The sequence below is a fragment of the Humibacter antri genome, assembly GCF_054777235.1.
Genome location: NZ_BAAHAW010000037.1, coordinates 1 through 14,255 on the forward strand (window position 1 = coordinate 1; position 14,255 = coordinate 14,255).

Annotated in this window: 18 protein-coding genes; 12 read left to right on the plus strand and 6 right to left on the minus strand. The window is 63.8% G+C overall.

From position 1 onward, the window contains the following. Positions 1-318: 318 nt before the first annotated feature. Positions 319-477: a hypothetical protein gene (locus ACYVDK_RS14385; protein ID WP_460522919.1), complete on the plus strand. Its 159-nt coding sequence runs from the start codon at positions 319-321 to the stop codon at positions 475-477. Positions 478-782: 305 nt separating this feature from the next. Continuing rightward, complete coding sequence (locus ACYVDK_RS14390) at positions 783-1,262, plus strand: MFS transporter (RefSeq protein WP_460522953.1); 480 nt, start codon at positions 783-785, stop codon at positions 1,260-1,262. Here ACYVDK_RS14390 and ACYVDK_RS14395 read toward each other — a convergent pair. Together ACYVDK_RS14395 and ACYVDK_RS14400 are read right to left on the minus strand one after the other, a co-directional pair. After that, positions 1,198-1,953 (minus strand): GAF and ANTAR domain-containing protein, encoded by a 756-nt coding sequence (locus ACYVDK_RS14395; protein WP_460522921.1) that lies wholly within the window; start codon positions 1,951-1,953, stop codon positions 1,198-1,200. The two genes, ACYVDK_RS14390 and ACYVDK_RS14395, sit on opposite strands and share 65 nt — an antisense overlap. A gap of 62 nt (positions 1,954-2,015) precedes the next feature. Beyond that, entirely contained in the window at positions 2,016-2,702 is a 687-nt protein-coding gene (locus tag ACYVDK_RS14400) for a GAF and ANTAR domain-containing protein (RefSeq protein ID WP_460522923.1), read from the minus strand. Between the two features lie 213 nt (positions 2,703-2,915). Between ACYVDK_RS14400 and ACYVDK_RS14405 the strand changes: the two genes are divergently transcribed. From ACYVDK_RS14405 to ACYVDK_RS14415, 3 genes are read left to right on the plus strand one after another with little or no spacing between them, the layout of a single operon-like run. Further along, positions 2,916-3,338: a hypothetical protein gene (locus tag ACYVDK_RS14405; protein WP_460522925.1), complete on the plus strand. Its 423-nt coding sequence runs from the start codon at positions 2,916-2,918 to the stop codon at positions 3,336-3,338. 40 nt (positions 3,339-3,378) lie between these two features. Next, entirely contained in the window at positions 3,379-3,765 is a 387-nt protein-coding gene (locus tag ACYVDK_RS14410) for a DUF4193 family protein (protein WP_460522927.1), read from the plus strand. A gap of 13 nt (positions 3,766-3,778) precedes the next feature. After that, positions 3,779-4,135 carry a DUF7882 family protein gene (locus tag ACYVDK_RS14415; protein WP_460522929.1) on the plus strand — a complete coding sequence of 119 codons (357 nt, stop codon included), beginning with the start codon at positions 3,779-3,781 and terminating at the stop codon, positions 4,133-4,135. Positions 4,136-4,220: 85 nt separating this feature from the next. Here ACYVDK_RS14415 and ACYVDK_RS14420 read toward each other — a convergent pair whose 3' ends face one another. From ACYVDK_RS14420 to ACYVDK_RS14435, 4 genes are all read right to left on the minus strand, one after another. Next, entirely contained in the window at positions 4,221-4,439 is a 219-nt protein-coding gene (locus ACYVDK_RS14420; protein WP_460522931.1) for a ferredoxin, read from the minus strand. Between the two features lie 15 nt (positions 4,440-4,454). Continuing rightward, positions 4,455-5,498 carry a fatty acid desaturase family protein gene (locus ACYVDK_RS14425; protein ID WP_460522933.1) on the minus strand — a complete coding sequence of 348 codons (1,044 nt, stop codon included), beginning with the start codon at positions 5,496-5,498 and terminating at the stop codon, positions 4,455-4,457. Positions 5,499-5,747: 249 nt separating this feature from the next. Continuing rightward, positions 5,748-6,008 carry a DUF7218 family protein gene (locus tag ACYVDK_RS14430; RefSeq protein ID WP_460522935.1) on the minus strand — a complete coding sequence of 87 codons (261 nt, stop codon included), beginning with the start codon at positions 6,006-6,008 and terminating at the stop codon, positions 5,748-5,750. An 852-nt stretch (positions 6,009-6,860) separates the two neighbouring features. After that, positions 6,861-7,322: a hypothetical protein gene (locus ACYVDK_RS14435; protein ID WP_460522937.1), complete on the minus strand. Its 462-nt coding sequence runs from the start codon at positions 7,320-7,322 to the stop codon at positions 6,861-6,863. A 278-nt stretch (positions 7,323-7,600) separates the two neighbouring features. Between ACYVDK_RS14435 and ACYVDK_RS14440 the strand changes: the two genes are divergently transcribed. From ACYVDK_RS14440 to ACYVDK_RS14470, 7 genes are all read left to right on the plus strand, one after another. Then, entirely contained in the window at positions 7,601-8,308 is a 708-nt protein-coding gene (locus ACYVDK_RS14440; RefSeq protein WP_460522939.1) for a hypothetical protein, read from the plus strand. Between the two features lie 201 nt (positions 8,309-8,509). Further along, a complete protein-coding gene (locus ACYVDK_RS14445; RefSeq protein ID WP_460522941.1) occupies positions 8,510-8,779 on the plus strand; it encodes a hypothetical protein in 270 nt (89 codons plus the stop codon). 84 nt (positions 8,780-8,863) lie between these two features. Then, positions 8,864-9,229: a DUF7882 family protein gene (locus ACYVDK_RS14450; RefSeq protein ID WP_460522943.1), complete on the plus strand. Its 366-nt coding sequence runs from the start codon at positions 8,864-8,866 to the stop codon at positions 9,227-9,229. A 119-nt stretch (positions 9,230-9,348) separates the two neighbouring features. Then, positions 9,349-11,112 (plus strand): glycoside hydrolase family 15 protein, encoded by a 1,764-nt coding sequence (locus ACYVDK_RS14455; RefSeq protein ID WP_460522945.1) that lies wholly within the window; start codon positions 9,349-9,351, stop codon positions 11,110-11,112. 56 nt (positions 11,113-11,168) lie between these two features. Next, the gene (locus ACYVDK_RS14460) at positions 11,169-12,191 is read left to right on the plus strand and encodes an SDR family oxidoreductase (protein WP_460522947.1); all 1,023 of its coding nucleotides are present in this window, start codon (positions 11,169-11,171) and stop codon (positions 12,189-12,191) included. Further along, on the plus strand, positions 12,188-12,511 hold the full coding sequence (locus ACYVDK_RS14465) for a hypothetical protein (protein ID WP_460522949.1): 324 nt from the start codon (positions 12,188-12,190) through the stop codon (positions 12,509-12,511). Before ACYVDK_RS14460 ends, ACYVDK_RS14465 begins: the two co-directional genes overlap by 4 nt. Positions 12,512-12,563: 52 nt before the next feature. Then, positions 12,564-14,054 (plus strand): MFS transporter, encoded by a 1,491-nt coding sequence (locus ACYVDK_RS14470; protein ID WP_460522951.1) that lies wholly within the window; start codon positions 12,564-12,566, stop codon positions 14,052-14,054. Positions 14,055-14,255 lie beyond the last annotated feature (201 nt).

Below are 14,255 nucleotides of genomic sequence, written 5' to 3' on the forward strand. Positions count from 1 at the left end.
GATCAGACAGGCATTCTCCGCTTAACGCGCCGACACCACCCCACGCTCAATCGGTGGATCCAGGCTAAGTCCATCTTTCAACCCAACGCTGCTAGTGGCCCGGCGTGCACCCCTTGCGGCACAGACGGAAGTGCGCACAATGCCGCGCGCCCGCGTTCGTTAGTCTGCACGGACTGGCCACAAGCCCTGCTTGCCGCTAGCATCACGGCGGCATAGGCTGCGCTGGCAGCGGCTCTAGGCAGGAGCGGCACGAATCACAACAGAAGCCGTTCTGGCAAGGGGTATCGACGCCTCGGCCGCCCTGCCAAGGTGACGGACATGGTTGCTCTAGCTGTCATCCTGCTGATCATTGGTCTGATCCTGCTCTTCCTCGGCATCTTCGTGAAGGTCGCGAGCTTCTTGCTGTGGATCGGCATCATCATCCTCATCATCGGAATCATCGTCGGACTCGTCAGACTGCTGAGAAGGGCCGTCTGACACTGTGGTTTTGGCGGTGCGGGCCGTCGCGCCGCCGTTCTAGCGTGTCCGCAGAGGACACACGGGAACCGCGAACGACAACGCAATCCGGATGCGTCCCACGCCCCTTGACTTCGCCCGACGAGGCCGATCTCAGGTCGATCACGCGAGCCGCAAAGGTGATGCTCACCAGCTGAAGCGCCCGCACCGCCATGTACGGATGCCGCGCAAGGGATGTCAAGCGGCCATCCGTGCATGTCTCATTCACCGATCGCCCGCGCGTCAAGCCGTTTCGAGCAGGGGTGGCCCGGGCTTGTTTGGTTCATATGGTCGGCTTCATCTCAGCGGTGCGCTCTAGCGCCAACGGACTCCTCATCAGGGCGGCAATCATCGCGACGATCGGTGGACTGCTGTTCGGGTACGACACCGGAGTCATCTCACGCGCACTGCTGTTCATCAAGCAGGATCTGCACGCCAACGCGACAGCGCAGGAATGGATCGTCTCGGTGTTGCTGCTAGGCGCCATCGTCGGCGCATTCCTCTCCCGCTACCTCACAGACAAGATCAGCCGGAGATGGACCAAGGTGAACTTCGCGTTCCGAGGGGCCCGATGGATGGCGATGGAGGCTCGGAATAGCGGTACTACCCGGCGAAACGACCTGGTCCGGGGAGAAGATCAGCAGGTAGCACGCGTGGTTGCGGTTGCGGTGGCTTCGTCGCTAGTTGACTTTCCGCTTGCGTCTATCGGGTGCCGGTTTTGGGCGTCAGGGTTTCCGGGACGTCCAGGATGTCCAGTGAACGGTTGACGACGCCTTCGGCGACATTGCGCAGAGCGAGGTTATGGGTACGGGAATACTTGCGCAACTCGATGAAGGCTTCGGACATGTCGATGGAACCGAGTTCGGAGAGGACGCCCTTGGCCTGTTCGATCAGGATTCTAGAGTCAAGCGCTCGTTGCAGTTGTTCGGTGACGATGTTGCGTTCGTGGATGAGGCGTTCCTGGAGAATACCGATCGTGGCAACGTCGGCCAATGCCTTGGCGACAGCAGCGTCGGCGGCCCCTAAAGCGCCGACGCGGGTGGCGAACAGGTTCATCGAGCCGATGGTCTGGTCTCGTAGTCGCAGCGGTGTCGCCTGAGCGGAGTGGAATCCTTGTTTGAGGGCTGCCTCGCAGAAGGCTGGCCATCTCGTTGCCTCGTGTTCGATGTCGGCCACGGCGACCGCTTGCCCTGTGGTGAAGCTGTCGATGCACGGACCCGACCCCGCGGCCAGTTGCATGATCTCGATGAAGTCGACTTGTTCGCTGGTGGATGCCACCAGTTCCAGGGTGCCGTCTGTGTCCGCGAGCACCAGGCCGCCGGCTTGCACGTTCAGCAGACTGACGCACTCGTTCATCAGGGTGTGGAGCAGATCGATCACGTCATAGTCGGCGATCAGCGTGTCGGCCAGGGTGACGAACGCGTCGTTCAACTGTGCTTCTCTGGACTTCTCACTCATCAGGGTTCCTTCGCACTCGCTCCCGCCCGTCGGGTGTTCCGTGGCGACCTGCCGTTTCATTTTCAGTCCGTCAGGTCACGGAAATCAAGCCGCCGCTCCACCACCTCGCGCGCCACCTGCTGCACGGTTTGGCCGCTCGAGAACGCGTGCGCTTGCAAGCGCGAGAATGCCTCCGTCGCGGTGCTGCCCAATTGGACCAATACCATCCCGGTCGCCTGATGCACCTCCCGACGCAAGATATCCGAAACCAGGCCGCCTTTCGTGTGCCCCTCCGCGGCGGCGCTAAGGGCGGCCAACCGGATTGCCGATCCGGCGACCGAGGTAGCAAGCGATCTTGCTCGTGCCACCATGGCCGCATCGAACATTCCCGGACTGTTGCGATACATGATGACCGCCCCGATCAAGATCGCCCCTCGGGCCAGCGGAAACGTGAACAGGGCGCCGATGCCCAACTCGATCGCGGCGGCACCGAAGACCGGCCACCGGGCTTGCGGCTGCGCAGGCAGATCGGGGACCAACACAGGCTGCCCGGTGTGCAGGGCTTCTTGGTGCGGCCCTTCTCCCAGCTCGAACTGCAGCTCTTCCAGCTGTGCAGCAATCTGGTCGCTGACTCCGATCGTGGACGGCCCCAACCCGCCGGTCACTGTGATCGCTGCTCCGGTCACAGGGAGCATGTCCACAAACCGTCGACAAAGCTCGTCGCCGTCCGTGCCAGTGGTTGGGCTGATCGGCGTGTTCGCCTCACCCATCAGCGCCCCCAGCCGTCAACCGTTCCCCGTCTGTGCACCCTCACGCTACACGGGCAGCCAGTTCCGGGCGCCCGATTGGCGCCATGCGCGTCCTTGACGTACTGAGCAGCCGTGATAGACCTGAAGTACGGAAACGTAGAGGTGTTGTTCTCTCTAGTCCTCGGAGCACGCATCGTCAGGAACTCGTACGAGTTCCAGATGTGGAGCAGAGGAATGAGAACCAGTGAAAACCTGCGCGCTGTCGCCGAGACTGCGGGCCCCGACCCAGTCACCGAGCCGGAGCAGACCGACGGCTATTTCCGAACACAGTCCCCAGAAGACGAGGCGGTGTATCTGCCGCACTCCGCGGCCGGCACAGCGTGGGAGGAAACTCTCGGTGCTGAAACCGCCCGGGTGCTGGGCGACTGGCTGGACGGCAAGACGGCGTGGGCGATCACGGACACCAGCTTCTGGGTCGGCAACCGCACCGATCTGTACGTCGGCTCGATCGAGCGGATCGACGCCGACTATCTCGCACGAGACATGTTCGGACGAGAACGCGGCACCTTCACCACCCTGGCCCGTGCAGAACGCTGCCTGGAAGCCTTCATTGCGCACCCCAGCGTTCACGTCGACGTCCGCTCCCTCACCGAATGATCAACGTGGCCGCGGCGGCCGGGAGCAAAGCGCAAAGACCGTGAAGACCTATTACGACCTGTGGGGTTCAGACGAAAATGACGCCTCGATCGCGTTGCTGACGATCCCATCGGACACGGAGCAACTCGACCCGGGGGACGAGGGCAGCGACGGCATCCGGTTCTGGGATGACGCAATCGAAACGATCACCGGGCAGGGCCTAGATGTGTGGGTTATGCCGCAGCGGCCCACGGAATGCGTCTGTTCTCGGTGTTTCCTCTTGGTCGACAGGTCGCTGCTGGTGGATGAGTCAAGCGCCGGCGAAGCGGTTTGTGTCGACTGCGCTGGCACGGACACGGCAACACCCCGAAGAACGAGCCGGACACGGGCTCAAAACATGGCAAAGAGTACGACCGAAGAGGGCCAAGGCGAAGAAGCCCGAGAGTAAGAAGGAGTGAGCTATGGGAACAATGATCTACGGCCCGCAGGATGTCGAGTTCGATGACCGACTCTTGACGCACTTGGAGATCGTCATCGTCAACAAGTTCCGTCGCCGCGAGTCATTTCTGATGTCGTGGCTGGAGGACCTCTCGGTCGGCAGTGGCAGGGCGTCATTGTGGATGTCCGCCGAGGTTCCGGTGTACTTCAAGTACCTCGGGTCGCGGATTCCGGCGCTCAACCGGGACTGGCTGCGGCAGCTGGAGACAGAAGCCAACGGACCGCGCGGCCTCATCGTGCTCGACGAGAAGGGCGCGCCCGCGCACGCGGGTCAGCAACACCTCGACCGCGACACACATCCCCTGCGACGAAGCGCGTAGAGCAGCCCGTCAATTGGGCCTGGTGCAGGTGGCCGGCCGTGAATGAGTAGGCCATCCGGATCGATCCGGACGCCGAGCGGATCGTCTATGACCCGGTTCGGTCGTCGTCGTCTTCGATGTGGATGGTGGCCGAGGGGCAGAGATCTTCGGCTTCGCGGGCGGCGACCCATTCCGGTGGCGGCGGGTGCTCGTCGAGGACGCTGACGAATCCGTCGTCCTCTTCCCGGTTGGCGAATACTCTTGGCGCGGTTCGGCTGCAGTTTCCCGAAGCGATGCAGGTCGTGGGGTTCACCGTTACCTTCATTGATCCTCGATGCGGTCAGCCGCGGTACTGGTGCACTAGCGGGCAGGTGTAGGGTTCCCGATGCTTCAGGCCCACTTGGTTCAGGTAAGCGATGATCGTCGCAAACGCCTCGCTGAGTGATCTCTCCGTGTACGGGATGCCGTGGTCGGCGCAATGCGTCTTGACGATCTTCTGCAACGCGGGCAGATTCGGGCGTGGCGCCATGGGGAACAGGTGATGTTCGACTTGGTATTCCAGGCCGCCCATGAAGAAATGTACGAGCGGGCCGCCGCGAATGTTTCGCGACATGTGCACTTGTCGACGCAGGAAGTCGATGTCGGCGTCGTGCGGCACGGTGGGCATCCCGATGTGGTTCGGTGAGAACGCGCCGCCGAGCAAGAAGCCGAACACGGCGACTTGTACCGCCACGAACGCCACCGCGATCCAGGGCGGCAGGACGATGAACAGGAAGGCCAGGTAGCCGACGACTCGGATCCCGACGAAGAGCACCTCCGCCCATCGGTGCGTGACCTCTTTGCCTGCGACGATGTTCTTGACGGAGTCGACGTGCAGCGAGAACCCCTCGAACAGCAGTAGCGGTGTGAAGTAGAAGCCCTGATATTTGCCGATCCTTGCAGCCAGTCCAGTGCGCCGATCGGTTCCTTCCGGTGTGAACGAGAGCACGCCCCCCTCCGCATCGGGGTCTTCGCGCTCCTTGTTCGGGTTCGCGTGGTGGCGGCCATGCTTGTCCACCCACCAGCCATAACTGAGCCCGGTGAACAACCCACCCAGCACCCGCGCCGCCCATTCGTTCCAGTTTGCAGAAGCAAAGACCTCCTGATGGGCTGCCTCATGCCCGAGGAAGCCGAGCTGCGCCATCACCACGCCCAGCATCGCCGCCAGGATCAACTGAAACCAGGTGTCCCCAAGTAGCACGACACCGGCCAGGATCGCGACGGTCGCGAGCATCCAGAACACCATCATCGCCCAGTAGAAGCCGTACCGGCGGCGCATCAACCCGGCATCGTTCGCCTCCACTGTGAGTTGATGGAAGGCCTCAACATATTGCTCACCGATCATCGCCGGCCCGCTTCCACAACTTGGCGTGCCGGTGCGCTACCGGTCCGGTCAGGGGCGTGTTCGCTGCAGATGGCGAACACGAACCGCCTTTCATTCCACGGCATCAGTAGCCTGGGCCTACCCGTGTCGCACTCGGGGCGCGTGGCCGTCATGTTCGTGCTTGTGTCGCTTGGGTGCTGCTCCGGCATCGGTCTCCCTCCTCGGCCCTCCCGCCGAATGCGGCGCAGAGCCATGCGAGTCGTTGCGGCATCAGTGATGCCGCAACATGCGTATGACCTCGTCTTTGTTCTTGTGCGAGTATCCCTGCAGTCCCAGCTCTTTCGCGCGGCTGCGAAGATCGCTGACGGTCCAGGTGTCGTAGGAGGGAGCCTTTCCGCCCTCGCGTCCGACCCGCGATCGCCCTCGTTTCGCGGCCGAGTTCGAGATGCGGGCGGCCTTCTCTTCAGAGGCCCCGCTTTCTCGCAACTCGTCGTAGAGTTCAGGATCTTTCAGGCTCGGTCGTCGTGGCATGCCGGTCCTCCTTCGCTGAACGCTCGGTGCGAGATGTGCGGCGGAAGGTCCGCATGAGTGTTCCGCCGAAGACGCCTGACACTACGCCGCACGCGCGGCATGGCTCGACCGGTTGACATTCGCACGCGCCCATGCCAACCGCGAGCCGGCCGCGGCAGACCGGATCCCAGGCTCGGCGAACCGCCAGAGCGGAAGAAGGCCCATTCGTGGCACGGCTGCCACTTGAGAAAACACGGCACTGGAGACGGTGACGGTCGTCGGCCCGATGGAGCCACAACAGCCCACCGGTTCCGCCGGACATCCAAAGCAGTACGGAGCTTCTTCCCGTGCGTGACGGCCCACATCGCAACCTTTCGAGAAGATTCCCGCCCCTTGACAGAAGCTGTCACCCCTGCTTAGAAAGGATGTGATCGTTCTCTCCAGACCTTGGGGTTCGCATCGTTGAGGCCGCAAAGCCGGCCACACGAATGTGGAGATGGTATGGGCTGGGCACGGGATTCCACGACAAGGCAGACGCTGGCGGGTGCGCCTAGCGGGCACCATGTATCGGATCGAGCCGGTTGGCTTCTCGAGCGCGCGGTGTCGGTTGCCTTCAGGCACATTCAGTACCGGCTTCCGCGCCGCTTTCTGACCTTGCAGGAAACTCGGCGCGCTTGGGACAAGGCGATTGTCAACGCGGGCGCACCGGCGTGGTGCGCTCGGCTCGGCGGATGGCAGCGCACGTTTTCCGCGCCAAAGCTGGTGCCCTTGTCATGAAGTCCAACAACGAGCGGGATCGCCTCGTATCCGAACCCGGCGAGGCACGGATCGGTCCCGTGGAACTGGGACTGCCGCAGACGCAGCCGATCGACATCAGTGCGCTGATCGCGCGGGAGAGTGACCAGAGAGATTGAAACGTGCCGGCCCGTACAGACGTGTCGACCATCCGTCAACTGAGGGGTACGAATCTTTCCAGATGACTTCAAGCTCACGATCGGAGGGAAGTTCACTGTGAACAGCGAAGATGTTCGAGCACTGTTGCAGGACGGTGGTTCTGTCCTGGACTCCGGTGGCGTCAAGATCGGCAAGATCGGTCAGGTCTTCCTCGATGATCGCACCGGGCAACCGGAATGGGTGACCGTCAGAATGGGCATGTTCGGTGCGGTGCAGCCGTTCGTCCCGCCTGCCGGTGCCACCGTGCATCGTGACGACATTCCGGTGAGTTACGACAAAGGCCAGGTCAAAGACGCGCCCCGCGTCGATGAGGGCGGCGATCACCTCGCGCCGCAGCGTGAGCGTGAGCTCTACCCGCACTATGCGGTCGGTGATGACCATCCGGCCGCTGAAGGCTGCGCATCGGACGCAGGGATGACCGCCAGGAGCATTCCGGCCAGCCGGGGATGGTCGCTCAGCCCCGAGCAGGTGCGCATCGGCGGGACTTGGGCATCGACGCCAACCGTGGCCAGGTCGGCTCGGAGCGGCAGACCCGCTCGCAAGGATGCACGCCTGCAGCAAATCGAGCTCCAGGAACATCCCGCAAGGCTCCGAGAGGCGTCGGCCGCAGGCAGTAGCGATTGCCCGGAACGGCCGAACCGGTCAGGGGAGGGAAGAGCATGAGTACCAGCGCTCAGTCACCGAAAGGCCCGATGGATCGTTCTCGCCCGGACGCACGCCAGGAGTATCAGGACCCGGAGCACGCCGGCCGCGAGACCTACGCCGAAGAGGGCGACGCACGGGATGAACGGGAGCCGGCCACGGCGGATGGAGCGCATCGGGAGCGTCTCGCCGCTCGTGAGGAGAACCGATTCGGCGGTATGAAGTTCGGGTCCGCGTTCTTCGGCTGGCTCACCGCCACCGGTCTGACCGTGGTGATTGCCGCAATCCTGGGCGCGATCGGGGCTGGAATCGGGGCCAGCAACACGAACGACACGAACCAGCCCACCGGGAACCCGACCGTAAGCGGTATCACCGGCATCCTCATCTTTCTGGCGATCTTGTTGGTGGCGTACTACGCCGGCGGCTATGTCGCGGGGCGAATGGCCCGATTCGACGGTGTCAAACAGGGGGTTGCCGTCTTCATCTGGGCGGCTGTGATCGCCATCGTCGTCGCGATCATTGTCGCGATCGCCGGCAGCCGCTTCGATATCCAGGCGCAGCTGCGCAGTCTGCCGGCCATCGGATTGAGCCCGGCCGTTCTGACCGTCAGCGGAATCACCACACTGATCGCGATCATCGTCGTCACCCTGGGCGGCGCCATCTTGGGCGGCCTGACCGGGATGCACTACCACCGCAAGATCGACAGAGCCGCTTTCGGCAACTGAGCCCGGGCATGTGAAGCGGCCAATCCAGTCAAATATGCAGTGAACAGGGCAGGAGCGCCGGGGGCGCTCTACGGCGGCAGGTCCAACCAGAAGAAGGAGTGGTCATCGATGGCAATCGAGTCTCGATCGGCGTCGCGACAACATTCAGCGGGCAGATCGGCCGGTGCAAGGTATGCCGGAACGCGAGTCCGACAGGATGTCGTGGTCCAACGACTTTCGACCACTCAGTGGCGGGTCTGCGACCGGCGCTGGTCGAACCAGGATGCACGGTGCCTGCTGGGTTTCATCGAGAAGAAGGGTGACCGGTTCGAGTTGATGGAACTGGGCCACGGATTCCACTGGTTGACGTTCGCCTCCCTTGCCGAGGCTGCCGAACATTTTGTTGGCCAGGCATCAGGCGCGGCGCCCGAGGGCAATCCGCTGGTCGGGCTGCAGTCGAGCGCGGACGCGCGTGAGGTCGGTCATGGCTGACACGGCCACGTCGGCTTCGTCCAGCGTCGGAACGCAGAGAGATCCGGACTGCAAAGACATCCGGTCGTATTCGGGGAGTGAGCTATGGGAACCATGATTTACGGGCCGCAGGACGTGGAGTTCGATGACCGCCTTCTTACCCATCTGGAGATCGTGATCGTCAACAAGTTCCGTCGCCGCGAGTCCTTCCTGATGTCCTGGCTGGACGACATCTCGATCGGCAGCGGCAGGTCGTCGATGTGGATGTCTGCCGAGGTGCCCGTGTACTTCAAGTACCTGGGCTCACGTATTCCGGCCATCAACCGGGAATGGTTGCAGCTAATGGAGGCGGGCGCCAACGGGCCCCGCGGCCTGGTCGTGCTCAACGAAGACGGCGTGCCGGCCCACGCGGGGCGTGCCCGCCAACAGCGCCCGGACCGCGACGCGCACCCGGTGCGGAAGGTTGCGTAGGGGGGAAGCTCCGAGGCAGTGTGCTCTTCCTCGGCGCTTGGCGATCGTCGCGGTCGAGTTCGGGCGTAGATCACGAATCCGTGCTCCGGGAATGCCACGGGAATCTAGGAGCAGCGACCATGTCGCCCGCCGACTCTGACCTTGTCGTCGACGACGGGTTTCCGTTGCATGTGCTGCGCGAGTACGCGCTCCTTGCGGATGGGGAACGCGGCGCGCTGATCGGTCCGCACGGCGAGATTGCCTGGATGTGTGCACCACGATGGGACTCCGACGCGGTGTTCTCCACACTGATCGGCGGCGGCGGATGCTACTCGGTCACACCGAGTGACCGGCCGTATGTGTGGGGCGGCTACTACGAGGATCGTTCGCTGATCTGGCACAGCAGATGGGTCACGACGTCGCAGGCCATCGAATGCCGTGACGCTCTCGCGTTCCCGGGCGACAGCCACACCGCGGTGATTCTCCGTCGCGTGGAGGCGTTGGAGGGCGATACCAGCGTCGACATCGTCCTAGACCCACGGGCAGGATTCGGCCGGTACAAGATGAGCAGTCTTGCGCGCAACGGTGAGGTTTGGACTGCCCGCTGCGGCCGGCTCCACATTCGCTTCTGCGGCGCTCCGGCCGCGGCAAGTGATGGCGATGGGGTTCTGCGGCTGCGCCTGGCAGTGCCGAATGGAAACCATCGCGACATGGTTCTGGAGATCTCGGATGCACCGCTGGGCGATGAGCTGATCGATCCCGACGTCGCATGGAGTTCGACGGGCGCTGCATGGGCCTGCGCGGTCCCCGATCTCTCGAACACGATCGCCGACGGCGACGCGCGGCACTCCTACGCCGTGCTGCGGGGGTTGACCAGTTCAGGCGGTGGCATGGTGGCCGGCGCGACCATGTCGTTGCCTGAGCGCGCCGGCCAGGGCCGCAACTATGACTACAGGTATGCCTGGATCCGCGACCAGTGCTACGCGGGCCAGGCCGTCGCCGCCTGCGGCGACTATCCGTTACTCGATGATGCGGTGAGATTCGTGTCGTCTCGTCTTCTCTCCGATGGTTCGCAGTTGATGCCCGCGTACACGATCGCTGGAGGCGGTGTGCCCGACGAGCGTTCCCTCGACCTTCCCGGATATCCGGGCGGGTCGGACAAGGTGGGGAACTGGGTGAACAAGCAGTTTCAGCTCGACGCGTTCGGCGAGGCGTTGTCGCTCTTTGCGGCGGCAGCCGCCCGAGACCACCTCGGTGTCGAAGACTGGAAGGCCGTTGAGATCGCGGCCGCCGCGATCAAGCAACGCCGGACGGAGCCGGATGCCGGCCTCTGGGAACTCGACAACCAGCGCTGGGCGCACTCCCGCCTGGCCTGCGTGGCCGGGCTGCGGGCGATCGCCGACCACGCGCCGCATAGCCAGGGGTCGGACTGGAATTCGCTGGCCGACTCCATCACCGCAGACGTGGCATCCGATTGTTTGCATCCCACTGGCCGGTGGCAGCGCGCCCCCGATGACGAGCGCGTCGATTCGGCGTTGCTGTTCCCCGCCGTTCGCGGTGCGTTGCCCAGCGGGGATCCGCGAACGCTCCGAACACTCGAGGCGGTCTTGGACGAACTCGGACAAGACGAGTACATGTATCGGTTCCGCCACGACCAGAGACCGCTTGGAACCACCGAAGGAGCCTTTCTGCTCTGCGGCTTCATGGCTAGCCTCGCGCTGCATCAGCAGGGCCGCGAGGTGGAAGCAGCGCGCTGGTTCGAACGCAACCGGGCGGCGTGCGGCCCGCCGGGCCTCTATTCGGAGGAGTACGACACCCGGCAACGGCAAATGCGCGGCAACCTGCCGCAGGCGTTCGTGCACGCGGTGTTCCTGGAAACCGCCCGGGCTCTTGCAGGCACGTAGACACATCGACCGGCGTCGCTCGGGTCGGCGGCATTCTGAGAAGAAGGAGACGGAGCATGAGAACCAGCCATCGCGATCAGGTCGTCGTCGTCACCGGCGCAAGCGGTGGAATCGGCCGCGCCAGCGCACAAGCGTTCGGTGCGCGCGGCGCGAAGGTGGCCCTGCTTGCTCGCGGTGAAACCGGGCTGGTCGCGGCCGTTCACGACGTCGAAGAAGCCGGCGGCACCGCGCTCGCCGTTCCGACCGACACGGCCGACCCCGACCAGGTGGAGGCCGCTGCCGCTGCCGTCGAGGAGGCGTTCGGCTCGATCGACGTCTGGGTCAACGCCGGCTTCACCTCGGTTTTCGCCGAGTTCACCGACATCTCCCCCGCCGAATACAAGCGGGTCACCGAAGTGAACTACCTCGGCTATGTGTATGGCACGATGTCCGCGCTGAAGCGGATGCTGCCACGCGACCGGGGCACAATCGTGCAGGTCGGTTCCGCGCTCGCTTACCGGAGCATCCCGCTGCAGAGCGCGTACTGCGGCTCCAAGCACGCCATCAAGGGCTTCCATGAGTCGCTGCGTTGCGAACTCCTGCACAACAAGAGCAACGTGCACGTGACCATGCCGCAGATGCCCGCCGTGAACACACCCCAGTTCGACTGGGTCCTGAATCGGATGGCGAAACCCGGGCAGCCCGTGCCACCGATCTACCAGCCCGAGCTGTCAGCCCGTGCCGTACTATATGCGGCCGACCACCCCAAGCGACGCGAATACTGGGTCGGCGGCAGCACGGTGAAGACTCTGCTGGGCGAAAAGGTCATGCCGGGGATTCTGGATCACTACCTTGCTCGGGTCGGGTATTCCGCCCAGCAGGATAATCGGCCGCGGCCGGCGAACCCGCCGGTGAACCTGTGGGAGCCTGCGGACGGTCCCGATGGGCGCGACTACGGCGCGCACGGCAGTTTCGATGACCGGGCAGTGTCCCGCAGCATCCAGATCTGGGCATCCCAGCATCACGGCCTGCTCGCAGCCATCGGCTCGGCCGGCATGGCATTCGCTTTCGCCGCACTAGGAAGGAAGGTCCTACGATGACCACAACCGACGCGCTCCGCACGGCTTGGGGGGCCTGTCAGCTCGTGGCAGCGCCACGCATCGCCCAAACCGAACTCGGCCACGAACCCGACGCCATCACGACCCGGGCATACCGGGTGCTTGGTGTCCGGCAGATCATTCAGGGCATATTGCTCAGCCCCACGCAGTCACGTGTGGCACACCGAATCGGTGGCGTGGTCGACATTCTGCATGCCTCGAGCATGGTGGTCGTCGCGATCATCAGCCGCGAACGGAGGCGTGCCGCCATCATCGATGGCGCGATCGCTGCATGCTTCGCTGTCGCCGAGTTTCGCCGTTGAGACACTGCGGGCGCCGACCATATCGCAGTAGGCGCTGGAGGGAGAGGAAGTCATGAGCGAAGCAATGCAGGCGCCTTCACCGAAGCCCGTGCACAGCCTTGTCGCAGCCCGGTTGGACCGGCTGCCTTGGACGGCGTTCCACTGGTCGGTGATCGTCGGCCTCGGCACGTCATGGATACTCGACGGTCTGGAGATCCAGATCGTCGCCACCGCCGGATATGCGCAGTCACTGCACATGAGTTCTGCCCAGGTCGGATTCACCGGAACGGTGTACCTCATCGGCGAGGTCGTCGGAGCGCTCGTCTTCGGCAGGTTGGCCGACCGGCTCGGGAGAAAGCGCCTCTTCATGCTCACCCTGGCGGTCTACCTGGCCGGCAGCGGCATTGCCGGGTTCTCGACGGACGTGTGGTTCCTGTGGGTTTTCAGGTTCATCGCAGGACTTGGCATCGGCGGCGAATATGCTGCGATCAACTCGGCGATCGATGAGTTGATCCCGTCACGCTATCGAGGCCGGGTGGACCTTGCCGTCAACGGCACTTATTGGCTTGGCGCGGGCATCGGCGCGTTCGCGAACCTGTTCCTGCTGGCCGACCCGAGCTTCGCCAACAGTTGGGGATGGCGTATCGGGTTCTTCATCGGGCCCTTCCTCGGGCTGATCATCATCTATCTGAGACGGCACCTGCCGGAGAGCCCGCGCTGGCAGGTCACCCACGGCCGCGAGAAGGAGGCGGAGGAGTCCGTTGGCCGGATCGAACAGCACATAAAGGACGGCGGACACGAGCTTTCCGAGGTCGACGAGAAGCTCGCGATCGATGTGACGCCGCGCAAGAATCCGCCGTTCCGCGTGATCGCGCGCACGTTCCTGCGCACGTATCCCAAGCGCACCTTCCTCGGGCTGAGCATGATGATCACCCAGTCCTTCCTCTACAACGCCATCTTCTTCACGTACGCGCTGGTGCTGCAGCACTTCTATGGCATCTCCACGGCAAACGTGGCGCTGTACTTCTTCCCCTTCGCCCTAGGAAACCTGGCCGGACCGATCGTTCTCGGACCGCTATTCGACACCATCGGTCGCCGCAAGATGATCTTCGGCACGTACGCGATCGCCGGGATCGTTCTCGGCGTATCCGCTGCGTTCTTCCAGGCCGGCCTGCTCAACGCGGTGACTCAGACGATCTTCTGGTGCGTGTCGTTCTTCTTCGCCTCAGCGGGAGCATCATCCGCCTACCTGACAGTGAGCGAAATCTTCCCACTCGAACTTCGCGGACAGGCGATCTCCTACTTCTTCGCGATCGGCCAGATCGTCGGCTCCATCGCCCCGACACTGTACGGCGGATTCATCGGCAACGGCTCCAGCCGCGGCGCCCTCGCGTTCGGCTACTACCTCGGCGGGGCCATCATGCTCGCCGGTGGGATCATCGCACTGTTCTTCGCCGTCGACGCCGAACGCAAATCGCTTGAATCCATCACCGCTCCGCTCTCAGTCGACGGAGCATCGGGCAACGGGCACAGCTCGGAAACCGACGGTGAGTCCGGCGGCTGAAACGCCGCTGCGTCGCCGCCGAAGTGAAGAGACGATCAAGCGAGTTGCGGTACTGGGTGAACTGACCGGGCCGGTGCCCGTGTCTTCTTCGCCGGATCCATCCCGTGCGACAGCGGCAGCAACGGCCCCTTAGCCTGGATCCACCGAGCCGATGGTGATGGCTGGCTGAGTCCGATTCGGTGGGATTTTCGCATTCTTGGG